This window comes from Mesorhizobium sp. BR1-1-4, from assembly GCF_020165375.1.
In the GTDB taxonomy this organism is placed as follows: Bacteria; Pseudomonadota; Alphaproteobacteria; order Rhizobiales; family Rhizobiaceae; genus Mesorhizobium; species Mesorhizobium australicum.
Genome location: NZ_JAIUIB010000017.1, coordinates 36,635 through 58,738, shown reverse-complemented (window position 1 = coordinate 58,738; position 22,104 = coordinate 36,635). Strand labels below are relative to the sequence as shown.

Genomic DNA, 22,104 nt, shown 5'->3' with positions numbered 1-22,104 from the left:
AGAGAAGCTGCGCTTCGCCATCCGTGAAGGCGGCCGCACCGTCGGTGCCGGCATCGTCGTCACCATCAAAGAGTAATTTGGACTTAAACCGATCTGTCGCGGGCGCCGGAGTTGCCCGCGCCGCGCCAGAACAAGGAAGTGACGCATGAACGGACAGAATATCCGCATCCGCCTGAAGGCGTTTGATCACCGCGTGCTTGACGCCTCGACGAAGGAAATCGTGTCGACGGCCAAGCGCACCGGGGCAAACGTCCGCGGCCCTATTCCGCTGCCGACGCGGATCGAAAAGTTCACGGTCAACCGGTCGCCCCACGTCGACAAGAAGAGCCGCGAGCAGTTCGAGATGCGCACGCACAAGCGTCTGCTCGACATCGTCGATCCGACCCCGCAGACGGTCGATGCTTTGATGAAGCTCGATCTGGCCGCCGGCGTCGACGTCGAGATCAAGCTCTAAGGGAATGAGAGCGCGGTAAGGGGCGGTGCCCCTGGCCCGGAACTCTAAAGGAATTGAACCGATGCGTTCAGGTGTGATTGCAAAGAAGGTGGGAATGACCCGCATCTATAATGATGCCGGGGAACATGTTCCCGTCACCGTTCTCCAGATGGAGAACTGCCAGGTCGTGGCACAGCGCACGCAGGAGAAGAATGGCTACACCGCCGTTCAGCTCGGCGTTGGCCTCGCCAAGGTGAAGAACACGTCGAAGGCGATGCGCGGCCATTTCGCGACCGCCTCCGTCGAGCCGAAGGCGAAGGTCGCCGAGTTCCGCGTCTCCGCCGACAATATGATCGACGTCGGCGCCGAGATCACCGTCGACCATTTTGTCGCCGGCCAGAAGGTCGATGTGACGGGCACGACGATCGGCAAGGGTTTCCAGGGCGTCATCAAGCGCCACCACATGGGTGGTGGCCGCGCGACCCACGGTAACTCGGTCTCGCACCGTACACACGGCTCGACCGGTCAGCGCCAGGACCCGGGCAAGGTGTTCAAGGGCAAGCATATGGCTGGTCACATGGGCGACACCCGCGTGACGACACAGAATGTCGAGGTCGTTTCGACCGATGCCGACCGCGGCCTGATCCTGATCCGCGGTGCGGTTCCCGGATCGAAGGGCGCCTGGATCCTGGTCCGCGACGCGGCCAAGGTGGCACTGCCGGCCAATGCGCCGAAGCCCGCCGCGATCCGCGCCGTTGCGGCAGCTGCTAAGAACGAGGCTCCGGCCACAGAGGGAGCGGAATAATGGATCTCAAGATCACAACGCTCGGCGGCAAAGACGCCGGCAAGGTGGAACTTTCCGACGGAATTTTCGGCCTTGATCCGCGCGAGGACATCCTGCAGCGCGTCGTGCGCTGGCAGCTTGCCAAGAAGCAGCAGGGCACGCACAAGGCCAAGGGCCGCGCCGAAATCGCGCGCACCGGTGCCAAGATGTACAAGCAGAAGGGTACGGGCCGCGCCCGTCACCACTCCGCACGCGCTCCGCAGTTCCGCGGCGGCGGCAAGGCCCACGGCCCGGTCGTTCGCAGCCATGAGCATGAACTGCCCAAGAAGGTTCGTGCGCTCGGCCTCAAGCATGCCCTTTCGGCCAAGGCCAAGAGCGCGTCGATCATCATCATCGACGAGCTGAAGCTGACCGAGGCCAAGACCAAGGCGCTGATCGCGAATTTCGCGACGCTGGGCCTGACCAACGCCCTGGTGATTGGCGGCGCCGAGCTTGACAAGAACTTCAAGCTGGCAGCCACCAACATCCCCAACATCGACGTGCTGCCCATCCAGGGCATCAACGTCTACGACATTCTGCGCCGCGGCACGCTGGTCCTTTCGAAGGCCGCCGTCGAGGCTCTCGAGGAGCGCTTTAAATGACCGACCTTCGTCACTACGACGTGATCGTCTCGCCGGCGATCACTGAAAAGTCGACCACGGCCTCCGAGCAGAACCAGGTCGTCTTCAACGTCGCCAAGAAGGCGTCGAAGCCCGAAATCAAGGCCGCCGTCGAAGCGCTGTTCGGCGTCAAGGTGATGGCCGTGAACACGCTTGTCCGCAAGGGCAAGATCAAGCGCTTCCGCGGCACGATCGGCCGCCAGAGCGACGTCAAGAAGGCGATCGTGACGCTGGCCGACGGCCAGTCGATCGACGTCGCGACGGGTCTCTGAGCAAGGCCGCGAGGACAACAACAATGGCACTGAAAAAATTCAACCCGGTAACGCCGAGCACCCGCCAGCTGGTCATCGTCGACCGCTCGGGCCTCTACAAGGGCAAGCCCGTGAAGGGCCTGACCGAGGGTCTGACCAAGTCGGGCGGCCGCAACAACCACGGCCGTATCACCGCCCGCTTCATCGGTGGTGGCCACAAGCGTTCGTACCGCATCATCGACTTCAAGCGTCGCAAGTTCGACGTTGTCGGCACGGTCGAGCGCATTGAATACGATCCGAACCGCACGGCCTTCATCGCACTGATCAAGTATGATGATGGTGAGCTGTCCTACATCATCGCTCCGCAGCGTCTGGCTCCCGGCGACAAGATCGTGGCTGGCGAAGCGGTCGACGTTAAGCCGGGCAATGCGATGCCGCTGGCCTCGATGCCGGTCGGCACCATCGTCCACAACATCGAGCTGAAGCCGGGCAAGGGCGCCCAGGTCGCCCGGTCGGCAGGTGGTTACGGCCAGTTGGTCGGCCGTGACCAGGGCATGGCGATCCTGCGCCTCAACTCGGGCGAGCAGCGTGTCGTTCACGGCTCCTGCATGGCCACCGTCGGTGCCGTGTCCAATCCGGACCACGGCAACATCAACGACGGCAAGGCCGGCCGCACGGTTTGGCGTGGCAAGCGTCCGCACAATCGCGGCGTGACCATGAACCCGGTCGACCACCCGCATGGCGGTGGTGAAGGCCGCACCTCCGGTGGCCGTCATCCGGTCAGCCCGTGGGGCAAGCCGACCAAGGGCAAGAAGACGCGGTCCAACAAGGCGACCGACAAGTTCATCCTGCGCTCGCGCCATCAGCGCAAGAGCTAAGAAGAGGTAACGCCAAGTGACTCGTTCTATTTGGAAAGGCCCCTTCATCGACGGCTACCTTCTCAAGAAGGTGGACAAGGTTCGTGAAGGCGGTCGCAATGAGGTGATCAAGATGTGGAGCCGTCGCTCCACCATCCTGCCGCAGTTCGTCGGCCTCACCTTCGGTGTCTACAACGGCCAGAAGCATGTTCCCGTTTCGGTGAACGAGGACATGGTCGGTCACAAGTTCGGTGAATTCGCTCCGACCCGGACCTATTACGGTCACGGCGCGGATAAGAAGGCGAAGAGGAAATAATCATGGGCAAGGCCAAAGCTCCGCGCAGGCTTGCTGACAACGAAGCGCGCGCCGTGTTGCGCACGATCCGTATCAGCCCGCAGAAGCTGAACCTGGTTGCCGCGCTGATCCGCGGCAAGAAGGTCGCGACAGCGCTTTCCGATCTCGAATTCTCGGCCAAGCGGATTTCCGGCACGGTCAAGAAGACGCTGGAATCGGCAATCGCCAACGCGGAAAACAACCACGACCTCGATGTCGATGCGCTGGTGGTGGCGGAAGCCTATGTCGGCAAGTCGATCGTCATGAAGCGGTTCCACGCTCGTGGCCGTGGTCGCGCCAGCCGTATCGAGAAGCCGTTCTCGCACCTCACGATCGTCGTTCGTGAAGTCGAAGAAAAAGGGGAGGCCGCATAATGGGCCAGAAAGTCAATCCGATCGGTCTTCGCCTCGGCATCAACCGCACCTGGGATTCGCGCTGGTTCGCGAACACCGGCGAGTACGGCAAGCTGCTGCATGAGGACATCAAGATCCGCAAGTATCTCGAGAAGGAACTCAAGCAGGCCGCGATCTCGAAGGTCGTGATCGAGCGTCCGCACAAGAAGTGCCGCGTCACCATCCATGCCGCGCGCCCGGGTCTGATCATCGGCAAGAAGGGCGCCGACATCGAGAAGCTTCGCAAGAAGCTGATGGAGATGACGAAGTCCGAGACGCACCTCAACATCGTTGAAGTGCGCAAGCCGGAAATCGACGCGACCCTGGTCGCCCAGTCGATCGCCCAGCAGCTCGAGCGCCGTATCGCGTTCCGCCGCGCCATGAAGCGTGCCGTGCAGTCGGCCATGCGCCTCGGTGCCGAAGGCATCCGCATCAACTGCGCCGGCCGTCTTGGCGGCGCCGAGATCGCGCGTATGGAATGGTACCGTGAAGGTCGCGTGCCGCTGCATACGCTGCGCGCCGATGTCGATTACGGTACGGCCGAGGCGAACACGGCGTATGGCATCTGCGGCGTCAAGGTCTGGGTATTCAAGGGCGAGATCCTCGAGCACGATCCGATGGCTTCGGAACGTCGCGCGACCGAGGGTGATGCCGCGCATGGCGGTGGTGGTGATCGCGAACGCGGTCGTCGTCGCGAAAACGCCTGAGACATTTAGGAATTTGGAGTTAGAACGATGCTGCAGCCAAAGCGCACAAAGTTCCGCAAGCAGTTCAAGGGCCGTATCCATGGTACCGCAAAGGGCGGCACCAACCTGGATTTCGGTGGTTTCGGGCTGAAGGCGCTTGAGCCGAACCGCGTCACCGCGCGTGAGATCGAGGCGGCCCGCCGCGCGATCACTCGCGAAATGAAGCGTGCCGGCCGCGTCTGGATCCGCATTTTCCCGGACGTGCCGGTCACGTCGAAGCCGACCGAAGTCCGCATGGGCAAGGGCAAGGGCGCGGTCGATTACTGGGCGGCGCGCGTCAAGCCGGGCCGCATCATGTTCGAGATCGACGGCGTCAATGAAGAAACCGCCCGTGAGGCGCTGCGTCTCGGCGCGGCCAAGCTCTCGGTCAGGACGCGCTTCGTACAGCGCATCGCAGAATAAGGACGGGCTGATCATGAAAGCCGAAGACATCCGGACCAAGACCCAGGACCAGCTGACCGACGACCTGGCCAGCCTGAAGAAGGAGCAGTTCAACCTGCGCTTCCAGAAGGCCACCGGCCAGCTCGAGAAGACCGCGCGCGTGAGGCAGGTTCGCAAGGACATTGCGCGTATCAAGACCATCGCTGCGGAAAAGTCCGCGGCCAAGAAGGCTTAAGGACGAAAACCATGCCAAAGCGCATTCTGCAGGGCACCGTCGTCAGCGACAAGAACGAGAAGACGGTTGTCGTCAAGGTCGAACGGCGCTTCACGCATCCCGTGATGAAGAAGACCGTGCGCATGACCAAGAAGTACAAGGCGCACGACGAGAACAACGCCCACAAGGTCGGCGATCAGGTGTTCATCCAGGAATCGAAGCCGATTTCTAAGGATAAGCGCTGGATCGTCGTATCCTCGGATCAGGCGTAAACAAACGAATTTTGGACAGACCGGGGAGGGGCTTCGAGCCCATCCCGTTAGAAAAGAAGAAGGCGGCCAGTCATGATTCAGATGCAAACAAACCTCGACGTGGCGGATAATTCCGGCGCGCGTCGTGTCATGTGCATCAAGGTGCTGGGCGGCTCGAAGCGGAAATACGCTTCCGTGGGCGACATCATCGTGGTGTCGATCAAGGAAGCCATTCCGCGCGGCCGCGTTAAGAAGGGCGATGTGATGAAGGCGGTCGTGGTTCGCACGGCCAAGGACATCCGCCGCCCGGACGGCAGCGTGATCCGTTTCGACAAGAACGCGGCCGTTCTCGTCGACAACAAGAAAGAGCCGATCGGCACGCGTATCTTCGGACCGGTTCCGCGCGAACTTCGCGCCAAGAACCACATGAAGATCATCTCGCTCGCGCCTGAAGTGCTGTAAGGAGCCGGACCAATGCAAAAGATTAGAAAAGGCGACAAGGTCGTCGTGCTGGCCGGCAAGGACAAGGGCCGTTCGGGCGAAGTCCTGTCGGTTCAGCCGAAGGATGACACCGCGCTGGTGCGCGGCGTCAACATGATCCGTCGTCACCAGAAGCAGTCCCAGTCCCAAGAGGGCGGGATCATCACCAAGGAAGCGCCGATCCAGCTGTCGAACATCGCGCTGGCCGACCCGAAGGATGGCAAGCCGACCCGCGTCGGTTTCATCTTCCAGAAGGACGGCAAGAAGGTGCGCGTCGCCAAGCGCTCGGGAGAAGTCATCAATGGCTAAGGCTCAAACCAAGCAGGCGACTGCCAACAACACGCCGCGCCTCAAGCAGGTCTACAACGAGACCATCCGCAAGGCGCTGCAGGAGCAGTTCGGCTACGACAACGAGATGCAGGTTCCGCGCCTCGACAAGATCGTGCTGAACATGGGTGTGGGCGAAGCGACCGCCGATTCGAAGAAGCCTTCGGTCGCGGCCGAGGACCTGGCGATGATCGCCGGCCAGAAGGCCGTCGTCACCCGCGCCCGCAATTCGATCGCGGGCTTCAAGGTTCGCGAGAAGATGCCGATCGGCGCCAAGGTCACGCTGCGCAAGGAACGCATGTACGAGTTCCTCGACCGCCTCGTGAACATCGCGCTGCCGCGCGTCCGCGACTTCCGCGGACTGAACCCCAAGAGCTTCGATGGCCGTGGCAACTACGCCATGGGCATCAAGGAGCACATCGTGTTCCCGGAGATCAACTACGACAAGGTTGATCAGATCTGGGGCATGGACGTCATCGTTTGTACGACTGCGAAGACGGACGACGAAGCCAGGGCTTTGCTCAAGGCTTTCAACTTCCCCTTCCGCCAGTAACGGCAGCGAGAAAAGGAAAAATCTGAAATGGCAAAGACCAGCTCAGTCGAGAAGAACAACAGGCGCCGCAAGCTTGCCGACCAGTACGGTCCCAAGCGCGCTGCGCTCAAGGCGATCATCATGGATCAATCCAAGCCGATGGAAGAGCGCTTCCGCGCTCAGCTCAAGCTTGCCGCCATGCCGCGCAACTCGGCCAAAATCCGCATCCGCAACCGCTGCGAAGTCACCGGCCGCCCGCGTGCCTACTATCGCAAGCTCAAAGTATCGCGCATCGCGCTTCGGGACCTCGGCAATAACGGCCAGATCCCGGGCCTGGTCAAGTCGAGCTGGTAAGGAGGACATAACATGTCATTGAGCGATCCTCTCGGCGATATGCTGACCCGCATCCGCAACGCCTATGGCCGCAAGAAGTCGAGTGTCTCGACGCCGGCCTCGCGTCTGCGCACCCGCGTCCTCGACGTGCTGAAGGCTGAAGGCTATATCCGCGATTACAGCCAGACCGATTTCGACAACGGCAAGTCCGAGATCGAAATCGAGCTGAAGTATTTCGACGGTGCCCCGGTCGTGCGCGAAATCGCCCGCGTTTCGAAGCCCGGCCGCCGCGTTTACGTCTCGGCCAAGTCGATCCCGCACGTTGCCAACGGCCTCGGCATTGCCATCCTTTCGACACCGAAGGGCGTGATGGCCGACCATGAAGCACGCGAACAGAACGTCGGCGGCGAGATCCTCTGCCAGATCTTCTGATCCGGCAGCTTACCGCACGTGGAATTCGGTCTTCGGATCGTTCCCGAAGACAGAGACCTGAAACAAGAGAAGTGACGAGGACAACCTGATGTCTCGTATTGGAAAGAAACCCGTTTCGCTGCCGCAGGGCGTGACCGCGACCGTCAATGGCCAGACCGTGACGGCGAAGGGCCCCAAGGGCGAGCTGAAGTTCGTGGTGAACGACGAAGTCCTGGTCAAGATGGAAGGCAGCGAAATCGCTGTCCAGCCTCGCGACCAGACCAAGACCGCCCGCTCTAAGTGGGGCATGTCGCGCACGCAGATCGTCAACATCCTGCAGGGCGTGAAGGACGGTTTCGAGAAGAAGCTCGAGATCACCGGCGTCGGCTATCGCGCCGCCTTGCAGGGCAAGAACCTGCAACTGGCCCTTGGCTTCAGCCATGATGTCGTCTACGAGACGCCGGCCGGCATCACGATCACCGTGCCGAAGCCGACCGAAATCACCGTGGCCGGCATCGACAAGCAGCAGGTCGGCCAGGTCGCGGCGGAGATCCGCGAATACCGCGGTCCCGAGCCCTACAAGGGCAAGGGCGTCCGCTACGCTGGCGAGAAGATCGTCCGCAAGGAAGGCAAGAAGAAGTAATCGGCTTGGTCCTGAAAAGTTGCAGACTTTTCGGACAGGGACCAAGCCACGGAAGTTAACGCCGCGGGGAGCGGTCGCGGGAGGCGCTTCGCCTACCGCATATGGCGGCCCCCGTTTTTTGAAGGCAAGGAACTGTCATGGCTATCAAGGAATCCATCCAGCGCCGCGCGCAGCGCGTGCGCCGTCAGATCAAGAAAGTCGCCGGCGAGCGTCCGCGTCTGTCGGTTCATCGCACGTCGAAGAACATCTACGTTCAGGTCATCGACGACGCCAAGGGCCACACCATTGCCGCCGCCTCGACGCTCGAGAAGGACCTCAAGGGGTCGCTCAAGACCGGCGCTGACACTGCTGCTGCCGCTGCGATCGGCAAGCTGATCGCCGAGCGCGCCACCAAGGCCGGCGTCAAGGAAGTCGTCTTCGATCGCGGCGCCTACATCTATCACGGCCGCGTCAAGGCGCTGGCTGAAGCGGCCCGCGAAGGCGGTCTCAGCTTCTAAGCATGACCCCGAAAAGTTGCAGACTTTTCGGATAAGATCATGCAAGGGAAGAACTAATTTTCACCGTCGGCGACCCAAAGCGGCGCCGGCAATCAGCAACCCGTGCTTCCGGAAAAGAACAAGGAACAGGATATGGCACAGGAACGTAGGGATGGCGGCCGCGGCCGCGATCGTGAAGAACGCGATGACGGCATGGTGGACAAGCTTGTCCACATCAACCGGGTCGCCAAGGTCGTCAAGGGCGGCCGTCGCTTTGGTTTTGCCGCGCTCGTCGTCGTCGGCGACCAGAAGGGCCGCGTTGGCTTTGGTCACGGCAAGGCGCGCGAAGTGCCGGAAGCTATCCGCAAGGCAACTGAATCCGCAAAGCGCGACATGATCTTCGTGCCGTTGCGCTCGGGCCGCACGCTGCACCATGACGTCGAGGGACGTTGGGGCGCTGGCCGCGTTCTGCTGCGCGCTGCCAAGCAGGGTACCGGCATCATCGCCGGCGGCCCGATGCGCGCCGTCTTCGAGACGCTCGGCATGCACGACGTGGTTGCCAAGTCGATGGGTTCGTCGAACCCGTACAACATGGTTCGCGCCACCTTCGACGCGCTGAAGAGCCAAATGCATCCCAAGGATGTGGCTGCCGCGCGTGGCATCAAGTATTCGACCCTTCAGGCCCGCCGCGGCACCGCCGTTGCGGCTGAAGAATAGTCGATCTGACCAGGGATTTTGACCATGGCCAAGAAAGCAACCAAGACCATCACCGTTGAGCAGATCGGTTCGCCGATCCGCCGCCCGAAGGAACAGCGCGCAACGCTGGTCGGCCTCGGCCTCAACAAGATGCACAAGCAGCGCACGCTGGAAGATACGCCTTCCGTGCGCGGCATGATCGCTGCCGTCCAGCATCTCGTCCGCGTCGTGGACGAGGGCTGAGCAAGAGCGCAGGAGAACCCAGATGAAACTCAATGATCTGCGTGACAAGGACGGTGCGACGCACTCCAAGAAGCGTCTCGGCCGCGGTATCGGCTCCGGCTCGGGCAAGACCGCCGGTCGCGGCGTCAAGGGCCAGAAGGCGCGCTCCGGCGTCGCCGTCAACGGCTTCGAGGGTGGCCAGATGCCGCTCTACAGGCGTCTGCCGAAGCGTGGCTTCAACAACATCTTCGCCAAGAGCTTCACCGTCGTCTCGCTGGCCCGTATCCAGGAAGCCGTCGATGCCAAGAAGCTTGACGTCAAGGCGACCGTGACGGCCGAGGCGCTTGTCGCCGCCGGCGTCATCCGCCGCGTCAAGGATGGCGTGCGCGTGCTGTCCGATGGCGAACTCAAGGCCAAGCTCGCCTTCGACGTCGCCGGCGCCTCCAAGGCCGCGATCGAGAAGATCGAAAAGGCCGGCGGTTCGGTCAAGCTGCCGGAAAAGGCAGCCGCCGAGTAAGGGCAATTTGAAGAGCGGTCGGCAAGAGTGGTATCCGTTTTTGCTTCCGATCGCGCTTTGACCTGCTCAATTTAGCGGCCGCGTCGACGCGGCCGCTTGCATGTTTACAGCCCGGAGCTTATCTCGTGAGCTTCGGTGAAACGCACCGCCTGACCTCACGGGCCATCAAGCGTTACCAAGCGGAGAATCAGGCATGGCTTCGGCTGCTGAACAACTAGCCTCGAATCTGAATTTCTCGGCCTTCGCCAAGGCGGAGGACCTTAAGAAACGCATCTGGTTCACCATCGGCGCGTTGCTCGTCTATCGCCTCGGCACCTACATCCCGCTTCCCGGCATCAATCCCGATGCTTTCGCCCAGGCCTTCTCCTCGCAGAGCAAGGGCGTGCTCGGCATGTTCAACATGTTCGCCGGCGGTGCCGTGCAGCGCATGGCGATCTTTGCACTCGGCATCATGCCCTACATCTCCGCTTCCATCATCATGCAGCTGATGACCTCGGTCATTCCCTCGCTGGAAGCGCTGAAGAAGGAAGGCGAGCAGGGCCGCAAGGTCATCAACCAGTACACGCGCTACGGCACCGTGCTCCTGGCGCTGGTACAGGCCTATGGCATTTCGGTGGGACTGGAGAACGGCAACGGCATCGTCAGCGATCCCGGCATGTTCTTCCGCATCTCCACCGTCGTCACGCTGGTCGGCGGCACCATGTTCCTGATGTGGCTGGGCGAGCAGATCACAGCGCGCGGCATCGGCAACGGCATTTCGCTGATCATCTTCTCCGGCATCGTCGCCGGCTTGCCGCATGCCATTTCCGGCACACTGGAACTCGGCCGTACCGGCGCCCTGTCGACCGGCCTGATCCTGGCGATCATCGTGCTGGCCATCGTCGTCATAGCGCTTATCGTGTTCTTCGAGCGCGCCCAGCGCCGCCTGCTGATCCAGTATCCGAAGCGCCAGGTCGGCAACCGCATGTTCCAGGGCGATACCTCGCATCTGCCGCTTAAGCTCAACACCTCGGGCGTCATCCCGCCGATCTTCGCGTCGTCGCTGCTTCTGCTGCCGGCCACCGTCGCCGGCTTCTCGCAGACGACCAACATGCCGGCCTGGGCTAGCACCATCCTGGCCTCGCTTGGCCACGGCCAGCCGCTCTACATGGCATTCTATGCGGCGATGATCGTGTTCTTCGCCTTCTTCTACACAGCGATCGTGTTCAACCCGAAGGACACCGCCGACCAGCTCAAGAAGCATTCGGGCTTCATCCCTGGCTATCGTCCGGGCGAGCGCACCGCCGACTATATTGATTACGTCCTTACCCGCATCACCGTCGTCGGCGCCATCTATCTGGTGCTGGTGTGCCTGCTGCCGGAGTTCCTGATCTCGGCGACTGGCGTACCATTCTACCTCGGTGGCACATCGCTTCTGATCGTGGTCAGTGTCACGCTCGATACGGTTGCGCAGATTCAGGGGCACCTGATCGCGCACCAGTATGAAGGCCTGATCAAGAAGTCGAAGCTGCGCGGGGGGAAGAAAGCCAGATGAGGTTGATTTTGCTTGGGCCGCCAGGAGCGGGCAAGGGGACACAAGCACAAAGACTGGTAGAAAAACACGGCATACCCCAGCTCTCGACGGGTGATATGCTGCGTGCCGCCGTTCAGGCCGGTACCGAGGTCGGCAAGCGTGCCAAGGCGGTGATGGATGCCGGCGAGCTGGTGTCCGACGCCATCGTCAACGCCATCGTCGCCGAGCGTATCGATCAGGCTGACTGCGCCAAGGGTTTTATCCTCGACGGCTATCCGCGCACGCTGGTGCAGGCGGATGCGGTTGAATCGATGCTTTCAGAGCGTGGCATTGGTCTCGACACCGTCGTCGAACTGGTCGTCGACGACAGGGCCCTGGTTGGTCGAATCGTCAAGCGCGCCGATGATGCAAAGGCCGCCGGCCAGCCGGTGCGCAAGGACGACAATCCCGCCGTGTTCGAAGAGCGGCTGCGGGAGTACTACAAGAAGACCGCTCCGCTGACCGGCTACTATTACGCCAAGGGCAAGCTCAAGACTGTGGACGGCATGGCCAGTATCGACGCGGTAACCGCCGAGATTGAAGCCGTGCTCGCGGCGGCCGAGAAGGCGCGGTAAGGGAATTTAAAGATTAAGCTTGACGGAGACGACTTGCTGCGGTATGGCGGCCCGTCTTCCTATCAGATGCGCGCTTTGCCTGTCCGCAAGGGCAGGGCAGTCGCTTTGAACTGGAAACTCCCGCAAGGGCCGGCCTCCACCGGACGCGGGGCAATCTGAATAATGCCGGCTTGTCCGGCCCACATGGAGAAGAGAAGAACATGGCTCGTATAGCCGGCGTCAACATTCCGACCAACAAGCGCGTCGTCATCGCGCTTCAGTACATTCACGGCATTGGCAAGAAGTTCGCCCAGGAGATCGTCGACAAGGTCGGCATCCCGGCCGAGCGCCGCGTCAACCAGTTGACCGATGCGGAAGTGCTGCAGATCCGCGAGACCATCGACCGCGACTATCAGGTCGAAGGCGACCTGCGCCGCGAAGTGTCGATGAACATCAAGCGGCTCATGGACCTTGGCTGCTACCGCGGCCTGCGTCACCGCCGCTCGCTACCGGTTCGCGGCCAGCGCACGCACACCAATGCACGTACCCGCAAGGGCCCGGCCAAGTCGATCGCCGGCAAGAAGAAGTAATAAGAGTGAGTGATTGGTAGTGGGTGGTGAGGACGTCATCGCTACTCACTAATTCACTATTCACTTCCAGGTGGAGCCGCTGGCATTACGGCGGTGTAGAGATCAACTGAAAGGACTGTCATGGCCAAGGAAGCCGCTCGTGTTCGCCGTCGCGAACGCAAGAATATTTCGTCGGGCGTTGCCCACGTCAATTCGACCTTCAACAACACGATGATCACCATCACCGACGCGCAGGGCAATTCGATTGCCTGGTCGTCGGCCGGTGCCCAGGGCTTCAAGGGTTCGCGCAAGTCGACCCCGTTCGCCGCCCAGATGGCTGCCGAGGACGTTGCCAAGAAGGCCCAGGAACACGGCATGCGCATGCTCGAAGTCGAGGTCTGCGGACCGGGCTCCGGTCGTGAATCGGCGCTGCGCGCCCTGCAGGCGGCCGGCTTCACCATCACCTCGATCCGTGATGTGACGCCGATCCCGCACAATGGCTGCCGCCCGCGCAAGAAGCGTCGCGTCTAAGCAATTTATCGAACGCCGCGTGAGCGCCCAAGGGCGTTCCTCCACGGTATTCCAGGTCGCCCGCCACGATTGGATGGTGGCGGGTCAACGGAAGGAAAGCATCATGATCCAGAAAAATTGGCAGGAACTGATCAAGCCGAACAAGATCGAGTTCTCGTCGAAGAAGAAGACGCTGACCACGCTGGTCGCCGAGCCGCTCGAGCGTGGCTTTGGCCTGACGCTTGGCAACGCGCTGCGCCGCGTGCTTCTGTCTTCGCTGCGCGGGGCGGCCGTCACCGCCGTGCAGATCGACGGTGTTCTGCATGAATTCTCGTCCATCGCCGGCGTGCGCGAGGACGTGACCGACATCGTCCTGAACATCAAGGAAATCGCAATCCGCATGGAAGGCGATGGCCCCAAGCGCATGGTCGTTCGCAAGCAGGGCCCGGGTGCGGTTCTTGCCGGCGACATCCAGACGGTTGGCGACGTCGAGATCCTCAACCCCGACCACGTCATCTGCACGCTGGACGAAGGCGCTGAAATCCGCATGGAATTCACCGTCGACACCGGCAAGGGCTACGTGCCTGCCGAGCGCAACCGCGCCGAGGACGCGCCGATCGGCCTGATCCCGGTGGACAGCCTCTATTCGCCGGTGAAGAAGGTCTCCTACAAGGTCGAGAACACCCGCGAGGGCCAGGTTCTCGACTATGACAAGCTGACCATGACCATCGAGACCGACGGTTCGATCTCGGGCGAGGACGCGGTGGCTTTCGCCGCCCGCATCCTGCAGGACCAGCTTGGCCTGTTCGTCAACTTCGACGAGCCGCAGAAGGAAGTCGCCGCCGAAGCCGTTACCGAGCTCGCCTTCAACCCGGCGCTGCTCAAGAAGGTCGACGAACTCGAGCTTTCGGTGCGATCGGCCAACTGTCTGAAGAACGACAACATCGTCTATATCGGCGATCTCATCCAGAAGACCGAAGCCGAGATGCTGCGCACCCCGAACTTCGGCCGCAAGTCGCTGAACGAGATCAAGGAAGTGCTGGCGGCGATGGGCCTGCACCTCGGCATGGAAGTGCCGGACTGGCCGCCGGAAAACATCGAAGACCTCGCCAAGCGTTACGAAGACCAATATTGAGCATGAATTCCAAGGATCTGCGGCGTGAGCCGCTCGATCCGACGGTCATGCGGAAAACCCTCGGAGGCCGTGGCCTCTTGAACAACTGAAGAAGGAAAAGAGCCATGCGCCACGGTTTCAAAGGCCGCCGCTTCGCCCGCAGCATAAGCCACCGCAAGTCGATGTTTGCCAACCTGGCGGTGTCGCTGCTCGAGCACGAGCAGATCGTCACCACCTTGCCGAAGGCGAAGGACCTGCGTCCGATCGTCGAGAAGCTGGTGACGCTCGGCAAGCGCGGCGACCTGCACGCGCGCCGCCAGGTGATCGCGCAGATCGGCAATGAGGGCGTCGTCAAGCGCCTGTTCGACACCATCGCCCCGCGCTATGCCACCCGCAACGGCGGCTATCTGCGCATCATGAAGGCCGGCTTCCGTCACGGCGACAATGCCGCGATGGCGGTCATCGAGTTCGTCGATCGCGACACCTCGGCCAAGGGCGCCGGCGATCGCGCCCGCATCGAAGCCGAAGGCGCGGACGAAGCCGCGGCCGCATAAGGCTTCGCCTTTTCGGAGTGAATTAGAGGGGCCTGCGGGCCCCTTTTTCATAACTGCGTGCGCCCAAGGCGTGCCAAAAACGATTGACTGCCGCGAAAATAATCGGATTTCAGCGGCTTAGCCTTTCATTTTGCACATTCGTCGGGACAATGCGCCCGAACTCGCTTGGAGGATTCGCAATGCGCGCCAAAAGACTGTCCCTTGTTCTGCTCTGCGCCTTCATGGTGTTCGCAGCCGCACCGGCAGTTCGGCAGGCGCAGGCCGAAGACGCCGCCAAGCCCGCCGATCCAGGCCTCTCCGATGTGTTGACGGACTTGCTGCATGGCGTCGAAGGCGAGAATGCCACTTCAGGTCCGGACAAGCGCGTGCCTTTCGGCCGCGAGGAGGTCCAGCTTTCGTTCGCGCCGCTGGTCAAGCAGACGGCACCCGCGGTGGTCAATGTCTATGCCTCGCAGACCGCCAAGGTGACATCGCCTTTCGAAGGCGATCCGTTCTTCGAGGAATTCTTCGGCCGTGCCCAGCCGCGTGCGCAGTCTTCGCTCGGCTCGGGTGTGCTCGTCGATCCGAGCGGTGTCATCGTCACCAATTTCCACGTCATCAAGGATGCCGACGAGGTCAAGGTGGCGACCGCCGACGGCCGCGAATTCACCAGCAAGGTGATGCTGAAGGACGAGACGCTCGATCTCGCCGTGCTCAAGATCGAGTCCGACAAGCCGTTCCCGGTCATCGCCATCGGGGATTCCGACGCGCTCGAGGTCGGCGACCTTGTGCTGGCCATCGGCAACCCGTTCGGTGTTGGCCAGACCACCACCAGCGGTATCGTTTCCGCGCTCGCCCGCAGCCATATCGGCGTTTCGGATTCGGGTTATTTCATCCAGACGGACGCCGCCATCAATCCCGGCAATTCCGGCGGCGCGCTGATCAACATGGGCGGTCAGCTGGTCGGCATCAACACCGCCATCTACAGCCGCAGCGGCGGCTCGATCGGCATCGGGTTCGCCATCCCCGCCAACATGGTGCGGGCTTTCGCCGATGCCGCCAAGGCCGGTCTCGATTTCTTCGAACGGCCCTATATCGGCGCCGAATTCGAAGCGGTGACGCCGCAGATCGCCGAATCACTGGGCATGGAAAAGCCGACCGGGGCGCTGGTCTCCTCGGTCGACGCGACGGGTCCCGCTGGCAAGGCAGGGTTGAAGCCGGGCGATGTCGTGCTGCAGATCAATGGCAAGCCGGTCGAGAGCATCGAGGCGCTCGACTACCGCATGGCGACACTGTCGATCGGCACCAAGGCGAATTTCGCGATCCTGACCAAGGGTCAGCAAGCGGCGATGGACATTGCGCTGGAGCGCGCGCCGGAGGGGGCAAAAGCCTCGGAAGTGACGCTGCATGGCCGCAGCCCGTTCTCGGGCGCGAAGGTCTCGGAACTGTCGCCGCGGCTTGCCCAGAAGCTTGGCTTGCGTACCGACCTCAAGGGTGTGACGGTGATCGATATCAATCGCGATTCGCCGGCCGCCGATTTCGGCTTTCAGCCAGGCGACATCGTGCGCGAGGTCAACGGCACCACCATCGACACCGCCGCAGTGCTGGCGCAGGTAGCCCAGCAGGATACGCGCTGGTGGCGCTTTACCGTCGAGCGCGGCGGGCAGATACTGCGCCAGGTTTTGCGTTACTGAGTTCGACCCTGAAGGGATCGCGCTCCAAACTTGGAGCAGGTCGGCGTTTCACCAAAACGCCGACCTGCCCTATATCCTTGTTTTGACGCAATCCCGGACCGAAAGTCGCTTCACACTTTTCCGGGAATTGCTCTGAGGAAGTGCATGGCCGATCTGTTCAGCGTTGACGAACCGGAAAAGGTGCCGCCCGGACGGCCGCTGGCCGACAGGCTGCGTCCGAAGAATCTTGGGGAGGTCGTTGGCCAGGAACATCTGACGGGACCCGATGGCGCGCTGACCCGGTTGATCGGCTCCGGTTCGCTGGGATCGATGATCTTCTGGGGGCCGCCAGGCACCGGCAAGACCACGGTGGCGAGGCTGCTTGCCGGCGAGACCAGCCTTGCCTTCGAGCAGATATCGGCGGTCTTTTCCGGCGTCGCCGACCTGAAGAAAGTGTTCGAGGCGGCCAAGCTGCGCCGTGCCAACGGCCGCCAGACTTTGCTCTTCGTCGACGAGATTCATCGTTTCAACCGCGCCCAGCAGGATTCATTCCTCCCCGCCATGGAGGATGGGACGGTCGTGCTGGTGGGTGCCACCACCGAAAACCCGTCCTTCGAACTCAACGCGGCCTTGTTGTCGCGCGCGCGGGTCATGGTCTTTCATTCGCTGGGTGAGGACAGCATCGCCAAGCTGATGACGCGGGCGGAGGAGGCGGAGGGCAGGGCGCTGCCGCTTGATGATGAAGCACGCACGATGCTCATTCGTATGAGCGATGGCGACGGACGCGCATCGCTGACCCTGGCGGAAGAGGTCTGGCGCGCGGCCAAGGCTGGCGAGATATTCGATCCCGAAGGGCTTCAGCGCATCGTCCAGCGCCGTGCGCCGATCTACGACAAGGGCCAGGACGGCCATTACAACCTGATCTCGGCCCTGCACAAGTCGGTGCGCGGCTCGGATCCCGATGCCGCCCTTTACTATCTCGCGCGCATGTTCGATGCCGGGGAGGATCCGCTCTATCTCGGCCGCCGGCTGGTTCGCATGGCGATGGAGGACATTGGTCTGGCCGATCCGCAGGCCCTGGTCGTCGCCAACGCGGCCAAGGATGCCTATGACTATCTCGGCTCTCCGGAGGGCGAACTCGCCTTTGCCGAGGCCACCGTCTATCTCGCCACCGCGCCCAAATCCAATGCCGTTTACACTGCCTTCAAGGCTGCCACGCGGGCCGCCAAGGAACATGGCTCGCTGCTGCCGCCGAAGCACATTCTCAACGCGCCGACCAAGCTGATGAAGGAAGAGGATTACGGCGCCGGCTACCGCTACGACCATGATGAGCCAGATGCCTTTTCAGGCCAGGATTATTTTCCGGAAAAGATGGGCCGCCAGACCTTCTACGATCCGCCCGAGCGTGGTTTCGAGCGCGACATCAGGAAGCGGCTCGACTACTGGGCAAAGCTGCGCAAAGAGCGGGAATAGCCGGCTTGCGGAGCCCGGTGGCCTTGTCAGTGCGAAACGAGGCCTCGCCCTGGGGGATTTCCACTTCGGTTCTCCTGCATGGGCTGCTCGCCGCCAGCGTTATGTTGTTACCATCGCCGAAGCGCTCGAGCGGGAGAGAGGAGGAGGAGCGCGTGTCGGTCGCCATCCTGACGCCACAGCAATTCGAGGTTTCGACAAGGCCGCCCGCACCTCCCATCGAGGAGGCACCCCGCGCACCCATGCCCGAGGCACCGGCGCCTGCTCCAAGCGCTCCTCGATTTCCCGCCACGCCCGCCATGATCCGCCCAACGCGGATGCTGTCGGCCAAGACCCTCGCCGATCCGCGCAGCAAGCAGGCCCGCGCCGATCTCAAGACCTTCGCATCCGATGAGCGCATGGTGCAGCTTTGCAATCTGGAGGCCATGGACCAAATCCGCAATGGCATGCGGATTTCCAGCCGGAGCGGGTGGTGCCCTACGCGACCGCGGAGGAGAAGATCACCGGCACGACGATCGCCGCTAATGGTGCGGCCTTTCGCAGCCGTAAAAGCTGGTACAGTCTGAAGTTCAAATGCCAGCTCGCCAAGGACGGCGAAAGCGTCATTGGCTTTGAATTTCTAGTCGGCGATCCCGTGGCCAGGGACAAATGGGACGAGCTTGGCTTGCCGGCAGTGCATTGACGGCCCGGCAAACTCCACCAGGCAACCAGCCCGGCCAGACACCATGGCCGTTGTGCGGTGACCCAAAAAACCTTATCAAGGCGCACGGTCGGGCGGTGGCCGTTGCCATGATTGGGCACCTCATTCGCAACAGGATCGCGCTTCGCGCGTGGAAAAATGACAAAAACCCTTCGCAAATCCCTTCGCAAATTCGCCATTGCCATCCCGCTTCTCGCCCTTGGCTTCTATTTCATCCCCATCCTGACGACGATCTTCATCGTCTGTGGTCTGATCGACGTGTTGCGCAACGACAGGAAGGATTTGGCGCTGTTCAGTGGCTACTTTCTTGGCAACGGGCTCTTCACCTGGTTGCTGTCGCCCTTCAACCTGCTGGTCGATCTCCTGTGCTACAGAAATCCGGGCGTGTGGAAGCTGGAGCAGTTTCCCGCCGACTACCAGCGTGAGGTCAATGAGGTCCTTGATATCTTCAAGGCGCGCAAAGATGAGATCATCGCCGACATCGACGCCAATTTCGGCGCCGGCCGGCGCGGCATGTATGTCTACCAGTGGTACGGCAAGCACAGGATCGACAACGTCGAGGAATTCAACAAGGACTTCAAATACATCAAAACGATTGCCGTTTCCGTCTTCAGCAAGCGCGAATCGACCTCCTGGCATTTCGGACCGCTGCGGCTCAGCCTGCGTATCCTCTACAATCTGATCCCGGTGAAAGCGGAGATTTTCGTCGAATGCGGCAACGTCAAGAACTACTGGTACGACAATCCGCAGTTCATTTTCGACGACACGCTGCTGCATCGCTCGGTCAACGAGTATGATGGCCGCCGCTACTGCGTGTTCATGGATATTATCAGGCCATCCCCGGTGCCCCGCCTGATCGCTGGCATGCTTGCGGTCGTCTCGGTGAGCGTCGAGCGCATCAACTCGATGTTCTACAAGAACTGGAAGATGATTGGCTCGACAAAGCCAAAGAAGGTCGAAACCACCTAAGTTGAAGATCTGTCGATACTGCCGGCGGAGCCGGCAGTATCCTGAATGCGTCACGGCAGTGATTGCGCTACGTGAGTTGGAAGCCCGGTTCTTGATAGGTCGACTATCTCTGCCATCCCGAAGCTGCGTCACCTCGCTCAAGGGATTGACGCCGGCGTCCTCGCGGGGGCAGTAACGTTCTATGTTCAATCTGCTTCTCGTAGCCGTCGGCGGCGGCATCGGCGCCGGCATCCGTCATCTGACCAGCATGGGCGCGCTGCGCCTCGTCGGTCCCAACTATCCCTGGGGCACGATGGCGATCAACATCGTCGGCTCGTTTGCGATGGGGCTGTTCATCGCCATCCTTGCGCGTCGCGGCGGGTCCGATGAGGTCAGGCTGTTCGTTGCTACCGGCATTCTCGGAGGCTTCACCACCTTCTCCGCCTTTTCGCTCGACTTCGCCGCCCTGTGGGAACGAGGTTCGACACTGCCGGCATTCGGATATGCGCTTGCCAGCGTCGTTGGCGCGATCATTGCCCTGTTTCTGGGACTTTGGCTCGCAAGAACCGTTTCATAATGTTATTGCCGCGCCAAGCGCAGGCCAAGAGCCCTGCTCGGGAAACGGATAAGCGAAGAAGACATGGCAGGCGTTGAACAGATCACTGTGGAGGCCGGCGAGGCGGGCATGCGGCTCGATCGCTGGTTCAAGACGCATTTCCCGGGCCTTGGCTTCGGCCATCTACAGAAGCTGCTGCGCTCCGGCCAGATCCGCGTCGATGGCGGCCGGGTCAAGGCCGACACCCGCGTCGAGCCGGGGCAGATGGTCCGCGTTCCGCCGCTCGAGGTGGACAAGAAGGGCGAGAGCGCGCTCACCGGCCACTCGATCCGCAACCAGGGCGACGCCGATGTGCTCGCCAAGATGCTGATCCACGAGGATCCCAAGGTCTTCGTCTTCAACAAGCCGGCGGGCCTCGCCGTTCAGGGCGGCTCCGGCGTTACCCGCAATGTCGACGACATGCTGGAAGCCTGGCGCAGCCAGAAAGGCGAGAAGCCGCGGCTGGTGCACCGGCTCGACCGCGACACGTCGGGCGTGCTGGTGGTGGCCCGCACCAGGCTGGCCGCGATGAAGCTTTCAGAGGCGTTCCGGGCGCGGGAAACCAAGAAGACCTACTGGGCGCTGGTCAAGGGCGTGCCGCCCAAGCGCGAGGACAAGATCTCGACCTGGCTGATCAAGGAGGCTACGCCGGACGGCGACCGCGTGCGCATCGCCGCGCATGGCGAAAAAGGCGCCGACCATGCCGTGTCCTATTATCGCATTATCGAGCAGGCGGCGCAGACCATGACCTGGCTGGAGATGGAACCTTATACCGGCCGCACACACCAGCTTCGCGTCCATGCCGCCCATATCGGCTGCCCGATCATCGGCGACCCGAAATACTTCGAGGCCGACACCAACTGGGATTTTCCTGGCGGCATACAAAACCGCCTGCATCTGCACGCGCGCCGCATCATTATCCCGCACCCGGACAAGGGCGTCATCGACGTCACCGCTCCGATGCCGCCGCATATGCGCCAGAGCTGGAACCTGATCGGCTTCGACGACGCCAGCGCGGAGGACTAACCGTGAGCGGCGCCACCGATGCGCTCGATCGGCGCGACGCGGTCGACATGGCCGCAGCCGCCATCATGGTCGGCCTGACCTTTTCCTGGGGGCTGAACTACGTCGCCGCCAAGATCTCCTATGCAGGCTATGATCCCGTCTTCCTATCGATCGCGCGTTCGGTCATCGGTGGTTTCTGCGTCTTTCTCTGGTGCCGCTGGCGCGGCATTGCGCTGTTCAGCAGGGATGGGACATTGCCGGCGGGCATTGCGGTCGGCGTGCTTTTCGGCGTTGAGTTCCTTTGTCTCTACGTTGGCCTGGAGCATACGACCGTGGCGCGCAATACGCTGCTGGTCAACTCAATGCCGTTCTGGATGCTGATCGGCGGCCATTTCCTGCTCGGCGAACAGATCACCATGCGCAAGTTCCTCGGCCTGCTGTTGGCCTTCGCCGGTCTTGCCACGGTCTTTTCCGACAAGCTCGGCGGTAGCGGAGACATGCTGTTCGGTGATCTCCTGAGCCTCGGTTCGGGGTTTTTCTGGGCCCTGACCAATATCCTTATCAAACGATCAAAACTGGTCGAGGCGAGTGCGGAAAAACTGCTGCTCTATCAACTCGCCGGCGCGGCGATCGTTGGCATGATGGTGCTGCCTCTTGCCGGCCCACCGGTGCGCGATCCGTCCCTGTTGCCGACATTGGCGCTGCTTTTCCAGGCGGTCTATATCGTCGCTTTCACCTATGTGCTCTGGTTCTGGCTGCTGCGCCGCTATCCGGCTTCAGGCTTGTCCAGCTTCACCTTCCTGTCGCCGGTCTTCGGTGTCCTGTGCGGTGCGATCATCTTGAACGAGCCGCTGACCATTCGCATTTTTCTCGCACTTGGCTTGATTGCGGCCGGCCTGATCATCGTCAACCGGCCGGCACGCAAGCTGATACCGGTGTAAG

Annotated in this window: 34 protein-coding genes and 1 pseudogene; all 35 read left to right on the top strand. The window is 61.9% G+C overall.

All coding sequences use genetic code 11. From position 1 onward, the window contains the following. Positions 1 to 76: pseudogene (locus tag LB571_RS28155) on the top strand (elongation factor Tu); the annotation flags it as partial. Between the two features lie 69 nt (positions 77 to 145). After that, on the top strand, positions 146 to 454 hold the full coding sequence (rpsJ, locus tag LB571_RS28150) for a 30S ribosomal protein S10 (RefSeq protein ID WP_010909272.1): 309 nt from the start codon (positions 146 to 148) through the stop codon (positions 452 to 454). A 61-nt stretch (positions 455 to 515) separates the two neighbouring features. Then, the gene (gene rplC / locus LB571_RS28145) at positions 516 to 1,238 is read left to right on the top strand and encodes a 50S ribosomal protein L3 (protein WP_015317985.1); all 723 of its coding nucleotides are present in this window, start codon (positions 516 to 518) and stop codon (positions 1,236 to 1,238) included. After that, entirely contained in the window at positions 1,238 to 1,858 is a 621-nt protein-coding gene (gene rplD / locus LB571_RS28140) for a 50S ribosomal protein L4 (RefSeq protein WP_015317984.1), read from the top strand. The genes rplC and rplD overlap by 1 nt, the downstream gene beginning before the upstream one ends. After that, positions 1,855 to 2,148 (top strand): 50S ribosomal protein L23, encoded by a 294-nt coding sequence (locus LB571_RS28135; protein ID WP_224599629.1) that lies wholly within the window; start codon positions 1,855 to 1,857, stop codon positions 2,146 to 2,148. Before rplD ends, LB571_RS28135 begins: the two co-directional genes overlap by 4 nt. A gap of 23 nt (positions 2,149 to 2,171) precedes the next feature. Then, positions 2,172 to 3,005, top strand: a complete 834-nt coding sequence (gene rplB / locus LB571_RS28130) for a 50S ribosomal protein L2 (protein ID WP_015317983.1) — start codon at positions 2,172 to 2,174, stop codon at positions 3,003 to 3,005. Between the two features lie 16 nt (positions 3,006 to 3,021). Continuing rightward, complete coding sequence (rpsS, locus tag LB571_RS28125) at positions 3,022 to 3,300, top strand: 30S ribosomal protein S19 (protein ID WP_015317982.1); 279 nt, start codon at positions 3,022 to 3,024, stop codon at positions 3,298 to 3,300. 2 nt (positions 3,301 to 3,302) lie between these two features. Next, the gene (rplV, locus tag LB571_RS28120) at positions 3,303 to 3,692 is read left to right on the top strand and encodes a 50S ribosomal protein L22 (RefSeq protein ID WP_010909277.1); all 390 of its coding nucleotides are present in this window, start codon (positions 3,303 to 3,305) and stop codon (positions 3,690 to 3,692) included. Continuing rightward, on the top strand, positions 3,692 to 4,417 hold the full coding sequence (rpsC, locus tag LB571_RS28115; protein WP_013895697.1) for a 30S ribosomal protein S3: 726 nt from the start codon (positions 3,692 to 3,694) through the stop codon (positions 4,415 to 4,417). Before rplV ends, rpsC begins: the two co-directional genes overlap by 1 nt. A 27-nt stretch (positions 4,418 to 4,444) precedes the next feature. Then, entirely contained in the window at positions 4,445 to 4,858 is a 414-nt protein-coding gene (gene rplP, locus LB571_RS28110; RefSeq protein WP_006205460.1) for a 50S ribosomal protein L16, read from the top strand. A gap of 13 nt (positions 4,859 to 4,871) precedes the next feature. After that, positions 4,872 to 5,072, top strand: a complete 201-nt coding sequence (rpmC, locus tag LB571_RS28105; RefSeq protein ID WP_006205459.1) for a 50S ribosomal protein L29 — start codon at positions 4,872 to 4,874, stop codon at positions 5,070 to 5,072. Positions 5,073 to 5,083: 11 nt separating this feature from the next. Further along, on the top strand, positions 5,084 to 5,323 hold the full coding sequence (gene rpsQ / locus LB571_RS28100) for a 30S ribosomal protein S17 (RefSeq protein ID WP_010909280.1): 240 nt from the start codon (positions 5,084 to 5,086) through the stop codon (positions 5,321 to 5,323). A gap of 72 nt (positions 5,324 to 5,395) precedes the next feature. Beyond that, positions 5,396 to 5,764 carry a 50S ribosomal protein L14 gene (gene rplN, locus LB571_RS28095; protein WP_006205457.1) on the top strand — a complete coding sequence of 123 codons (369 nt, stop codon included), beginning with the start codon at positions 5,396 to 5,398 and terminating at the stop codon, positions 5,762 to 5,764. Positions 5,765 to 5,776: 12 nt separating this feature from the next. After that, the gene (gene rplX, locus LB571_RS28090) at positions 5,777 to 6,091 is read left to right on the top strand and encodes a 50S ribosomal protein L24 (RefSeq protein WP_006205456.1); all 315 of its coding nucleotides are present in this window, start codon (positions 5,777 to 5,779) and stop codon (positions 6,089 to 6,091) included. Further along, positions 6,084 to 6,662: a 50S ribosomal protein L5 gene (gene rplE, locus LB571_RS28085; protein WP_023773630.1), complete on the top strand. Its 579-nt coding sequence runs from the start codon at positions 6,084 to 6,086 to the stop codon at positions 6,660 to 6,662. Before rplX ends, rplE begins: the two co-directional genes overlap by 8 nt. 27 nt (positions 6,663 to 6,689) lie before the next feature. After that, positions 6,690 to 6,995 (top strand): 30S ribosomal protein S14, encoded by a 306-nt coding sequence (gene rpsN / locus LB571_RS28080; protein ID WP_013895695.1) that lies wholly within the window; start codon positions 6,690 to 6,692, stop codon positions 6,993 to 6,995. 12 nt (positions 6,996 to 7,007) lie between these two features. Beyond that, positions 7,008 to 7,406, top strand: a complete 399-nt coding sequence (rpsH, locus tag LB571_RS28075; protein ID WP_006205453.1) for a 30S ribosomal protein S8 — start codon at positions 7,008 to 7,010, stop codon at positions 7,404 to 7,406. Positions 7,407 to 7,494: 88 nt separating this feature from the next. Then, positions 7,495 to 8,028 carry a 50S ribosomal protein L6 gene (rplF, locus tag LB571_RS28070; RefSeq protein ID WP_013895694.1) on the top strand — a complete coding sequence of 178 codons (534 nt, stop codon included), beginning with the start codon at positions 7,495 to 7,497 and terminating at the stop codon, positions 8,026 to 8,028. 137 nt (positions 8,029 to 8,165) lie between these two features. Continuing rightward, positions 8,166 to 8,525, top strand: a complete 360-nt coding sequence (rplR, locus tag LB571_RS28065) for a 50S ribosomal protein L18 (RefSeq protein ID WP_015317978.1) — start codon at positions 8,166 to 8,168, stop codon at positions 8,523 to 8,525. Between the two features lie 132 nt (positions 8,526 to 8,657). Beyond that, a complete protein-coding gene (gene rpsE, locus LB571_RS28060; protein WP_006333394.1) occupies positions 8,658 to 9,221 on the top strand; it encodes a 30S ribosomal protein S5 in 564 nt (187 codons plus the stop codon). Between the two features lie 24 nt (positions 9,222 to 9,245). Continuing rightward, complete coding sequence (gene rpmD / locus LB571_RS28055; RefSeq protein WP_006205449.1) at positions 9,246 to 9,443, top strand: 50S ribosomal protein L30; 198 nt, start codon at positions 9,246 to 9,248, stop codon at positions 9,441 to 9,443. Positions 9,444 to 9,465: 22 nt separating this feature from the next. Next, positions 9,466 to 9,939 carry a 50S ribosomal protein L15 gene (gene rplO / locus LB571_RS28050; RefSeq protein WP_015317977.1) on the top strand — a complete coding sequence of 158 codons (474 nt, stop codon included), beginning with the start codon at positions 9,466 to 9,468 and terminating at the stop codon, positions 9,937 to 9,939. A 193-nt stretch (positions 9,940 to 10,132) separates the two neighbouring features. Beyond that, positions 10,133 to 11,473: a preprotein translocase subunit SecY gene (gene secY / locus LB571_RS28045; RefSeq protein WP_015317976.1), complete on the top strand. Its 1,341-nt coding sequence runs from the start codon at positions 10,133 to 10,135 to the stop codon at positions 11,471 to 11,473. Continuing rightward, positions 11,470 to 12,066: an adenylate kinase gene (locus LB571_RS28040; RefSeq protein ID WP_224599626.1), complete on the top strand. Its 597-nt coding sequence runs from the start codon at positions 11,470 to 11,472 to the stop codon at positions 12,064 to 12,066. Before secY ends, LB571_RS28040 begins: the two co-directional genes overlap by 4 nt. Positions 12,067 to 12,266: 200 nt before the next feature. Then, a complete protein-coding gene (gene rpsM, locus LB571_RS28035) occupies positions 12,267 to 12,635 on the top strand; it encodes a 30S ribosomal protein S13 (protein ID WP_006205445.1) in 369 nt (122 codons plus the stop codon). A 120-nt stretch (positions 12,636 to 12,755) separates the two neighbouring features. Continuing rightward, entirely contained in the window at positions 12,756 to 13,145 is a 390-nt protein-coding gene (rpsK, locus tag LB571_RS28030; RefSeq protein WP_006205444.1) for a 30S ribosomal protein S11, read from the top strand. A gap of 103 nt (positions 13,146 to 13,248) precedes the next feature. Continuing rightward, positions 13,249 to 14,259 (top strand): DNA-directed RNA polymerase subunit alpha, encoded by a 1,011-nt coding sequence (locus LB571_RS28025; protein WP_006205443.1) that lies wholly within the window; start codon positions 13,249 to 13,251, stop codon positions 14,257 to 14,259. A gap of 104 nt (positions 14,260 to 14,363) precedes the next feature. Continuing rightward, the gene (rplQ, locus tag LB571_RS28020; RefSeq protein ID WP_140792844.1) at positions 14,364 to 14,792 is read left to right on the top strand and encodes a 50S ribosomal protein L17; all 429 of its coding nucleotides are present in this window, start codon (positions 14,364 to 14,366) and stop codon (positions 14,790 to 14,792) included. 179 nt (positions 14,793 to 14,971) lie between these two features. Next, the gene (locus LB571_RS28015; RefSeq protein ID WP_140720525.1) at positions 14,972 to 16,465 is read left to right on the top strand and encodes a DegQ family serine endoprotease; all 1,494 of its coding nucleotides are present in this window, start codon (positions 14,972 to 14,974) and stop codon (positions 16,463 to 16,465) included. Positions 16,466 to 16,609: 144 nt separating this feature from the next. Continuing rightward, positions 16,610 to 17,917: a replication-associated recombination protein A gene (locus LB571_RS28010; RefSeq protein ID WP_224599625.1), complete on the top strand. Its 1,308-nt coding sequence runs from the start codon at positions 16,610 to 16,612 to the stop codon at positions 17,915 to 17,917. A 469-nt stretch (positions 17,918 to 18,386) separates the two neighbouring features. Beyond that, positions 18,387 to 18,596, top strand: coding sequence for a DUF930 domain-containing protein (locus LB571_RS28005; RefSeq protein ID WP_318011707.1), 210 nt, complete (start codon positions 18,387 to 18,389; stop codon positions 18,594 to 18,596). A 156-nt stretch (positions 18,597 to 18,752) separates the two neighbouring features. Next, on the top strand, positions 18,753 to 19,583 hold the full coding sequence (locus LB571_RS28000; protein ID WP_140619545.1) for an aspartyl/asparaginyl beta-hydroxylase domain-containing protein: 831 nt from the start codon (positions 18,753 to 18,755) through the stop codon (positions 19,581 to 19,583). Positions 19,584 to 19,764: 181 nt separating this feature from the next. Beyond that, positions 19,765 to 20,139 carry a fluoride efflux transporter CrcB gene (gene crcB / locus LB571_RS27995; protein WP_140664338.1) on the top strand — a complete coding sequence of 125 codons (375 nt, stop codon included), beginning with the start codon at positions 19,765 to 19,767 and terminating at the stop codon, positions 20,137 to 20,139. A 63-nt stretch (positions 20,140 to 20,202) separates the two neighbouring features. Then, positions 20,203 to 21,183, top strand: a complete 981-nt coding sequence (locus tag LB571_RS27990; RefSeq protein WP_015317967.1) for an RluA family pseudouridine synthase — start codon at positions 20,203 to 20,205, stop codon at positions 21,181 to 21,183. 47 nt (positions 21,184 to 21,230) lie between these two features. Continuing rightward, positions 21,231 to 22,103, top strand: coding sequence for a DMT family transporter (locus tag LB571_RS27985; RefSeq protein WP_051041371.1), 873 nt, complete (start codon positions 21,231 to 21,233; stop codon positions 22,101 to 22,103). Position 22,104 lies beyond the last annotated feature (1 nt).

Coding starts and splice junctions, on each gene's coding strand:
- rpsJ (WP_010909272.1), top strand. CDS start 146: ATGAACGGACAGAATATCCGCATCCGCCTGAAGGCGTTTGATCACCGC.
- rplC (WP_015317985.1), top strand. CDS start 516: ATGCGTTCAGGTGTGATTGCAAAGAAGGTGGGAATGACCCGCATCTAT.
- rplD (WP_015317984.1), top strand. CDS start 1,238: ATGGATCTCAAGATCACAACGCTCGGCGGCAAAGACGCCGGCAAGGTG.
- LB571_RS28135 (WP_224599629.1), top strand. CDS start 1,855: ATGACCGACCTTCGTCACTACGACGTGATCGTCTCGCCGGCGATCACT.
- rplB (WP_015317983.1), top strand. CDS start 2,172: ATGGCACTGAAAAAATTCAACCCGGTAACGCCGAGCACCCGCCAGCTG.
- rplV (WP_010909277.1), top strand. CDS start 3,303: ATGGGCAAGGCCAAAGCTCCGCGCAGGCTTGCTGACAACGAAGCGCGC.
- rpsC (WP_013895697.1), top strand. CDS start 3,692: ATGGGCCAGAAAGTCAATCCGATCGGTCTTCGCCTCGGCATCAACCGC.
- rplP (WP_006205460.1), top strand. CDS start 4,445: ATGCTGCAGCCAAAGCGCACAAAGTTCCGCAAGCAGTTCAAGGGCCGT.
- rpmC (WP_006205459.1), top strand. CDS start 4,872: ATGAAAGCCGAAGACATCCGGACCAAGACCCAGGACCAGCTGACCGAC.
- rpsQ (WP_010909280.1), top strand. CDS start 5,084: ATGCCAAAGCGCATTCTGCAGGGCACCGTCGTCAGCGACAAGAACGAG.
- rplN (WP_006205457.1), top strand. CDS start 5,396: ATGATTCAGATGCAAACAAACCTCGACGTGGCGGATAATTCCGGCGCG.
- rplX (WP_006205456.1), top strand. CDS start 5,777: ATGCAAAAGATTAGAAAAGGCGACAAGGTCGTCGTGCTGGCCGGCAAG.
- rplE (WP_023773630.1), top strand. CDS start 6,084: ATGGCTAAGGCTCAAACCAAGCAGGCGACTGCCAACAACACGCCGCGC.
- rpsN (WP_013895695.1), top strand. CDS start 6,690: ATGGCAAAGACCAGCTCAGTCGAGAAGAACAACAGGCGCCGCAAGCTT.
- rpsH (WP_006205453.1), top strand. CDS start 7,008: ATGTCATTGAGCGATCCTCTCGGCGATATGCTGACCCGCATCCGCAAC.
- rplF (WP_013895694.1), top strand. CDS start 7,495: ATGTCTCGTATTGGAAAGAAACCCGTTTCGCTGCCGCAGGGCGTGACC.
- rplR (WP_015317978.1), top strand. CDS start 8,166: ATGGCTATCAAGGAATCCATCCAGCGCCGCGCGCAGCGCGTGCGCCGT.
- rpsE (WP_006333394.1), top strand. CDS start 8,658: ATGGCACAGGAACGTAGGGATGGCGGCCGCGGCCGCGATCGTGAAGAA.
- rpmD (WP_006205449.1), top strand. CDS start 9,246: ATGGCCAAGAAAGCAACCAAGACCATCACCGTTGAGCAGATCGGTTCG.
- rplO (WP_015317977.1), top strand. CDS start 9,466: ATGAAACTCAATGATCTGCGTGACAAGGACGGTGCGACGCACTCCAAG.
- secY (WP_015317976.1), top strand. CDS start 10,133: ATGGCTTCGGCTGCTGAACAACTAGCCTCGAATCTGAATTTCTCGGCC.
- LB571_RS28040 (WP_224599626.1), top strand. CDS start 11,470: ATGAGGTTGATTTTGCTTGGGCCGCCAGGAGCGGGCAAGGGGACACAA.
- rpsM (WP_006205445.1), top strand. CDS start 12,267: ATGGCTCGTATAGCCGGCGTCAACATTCCGACCAACAAGCGCGTCGTC.
- rpsK (WP_006205444.1), top strand. CDS start 12,756: ATGGCCAAGGAAGCCGCTCGTGTTCGCCGTCGCGAACGCAAGAATATT.
- LB571_RS28025 (WP_006205443.1), top strand. CDS start 13,249: ATGATCCAGAAAAATTGGCAGGAACTGATCAAGCCGAACAAGATCGAG.
- rplQ (WP_140792844.1), top strand. CDS start 14,364: ATGCGCCACGGTTTCAAAGGCCGCCGCTTCGCCCGCAGCATAAGCCAC.
- LB571_RS28015 (WP_140720525.1), top strand. CDS start 14,972: ATGCGCGCCAAAAGACTGTCCCTTGTTCTGCTCTGCGCCTTCATGGTG.
- LB571_RS28010 (WP_224599625.1), top strand. CDS start 16,610: ATGGCCGATCTGTTCAGCGTTGACGAACCGGAAAAGGTGCCGCCCGGA.
- LB571_RS28000 (WP_140619545.1), top strand. CDS start 18,753: ATGACAAAAACCCTTCGCAAATCCCTTCGCAAATTCGCCATTGCCATC.
- crcB (WP_140664338.1), top strand. CDS start 19,765: ATGTTCAATCTGCTTCTCGTAGCCGTCGGCGGCGGCATCGGCGCCGGC.
- LB571_RS27990 (WP_015317967.1), top strand. CDS start 20,203: ATGGCAGGCGTTGAACAGATCACTGTGGAGGCCGGCGAGGCGGGCATG.
- LB571_RS27985 (WP_051041371.1), top strand. CDS start 21,231: ATGGCCGCAGCCGCCATCATGGTCGGCCTGACCTTTTCCTGGGGGCTG.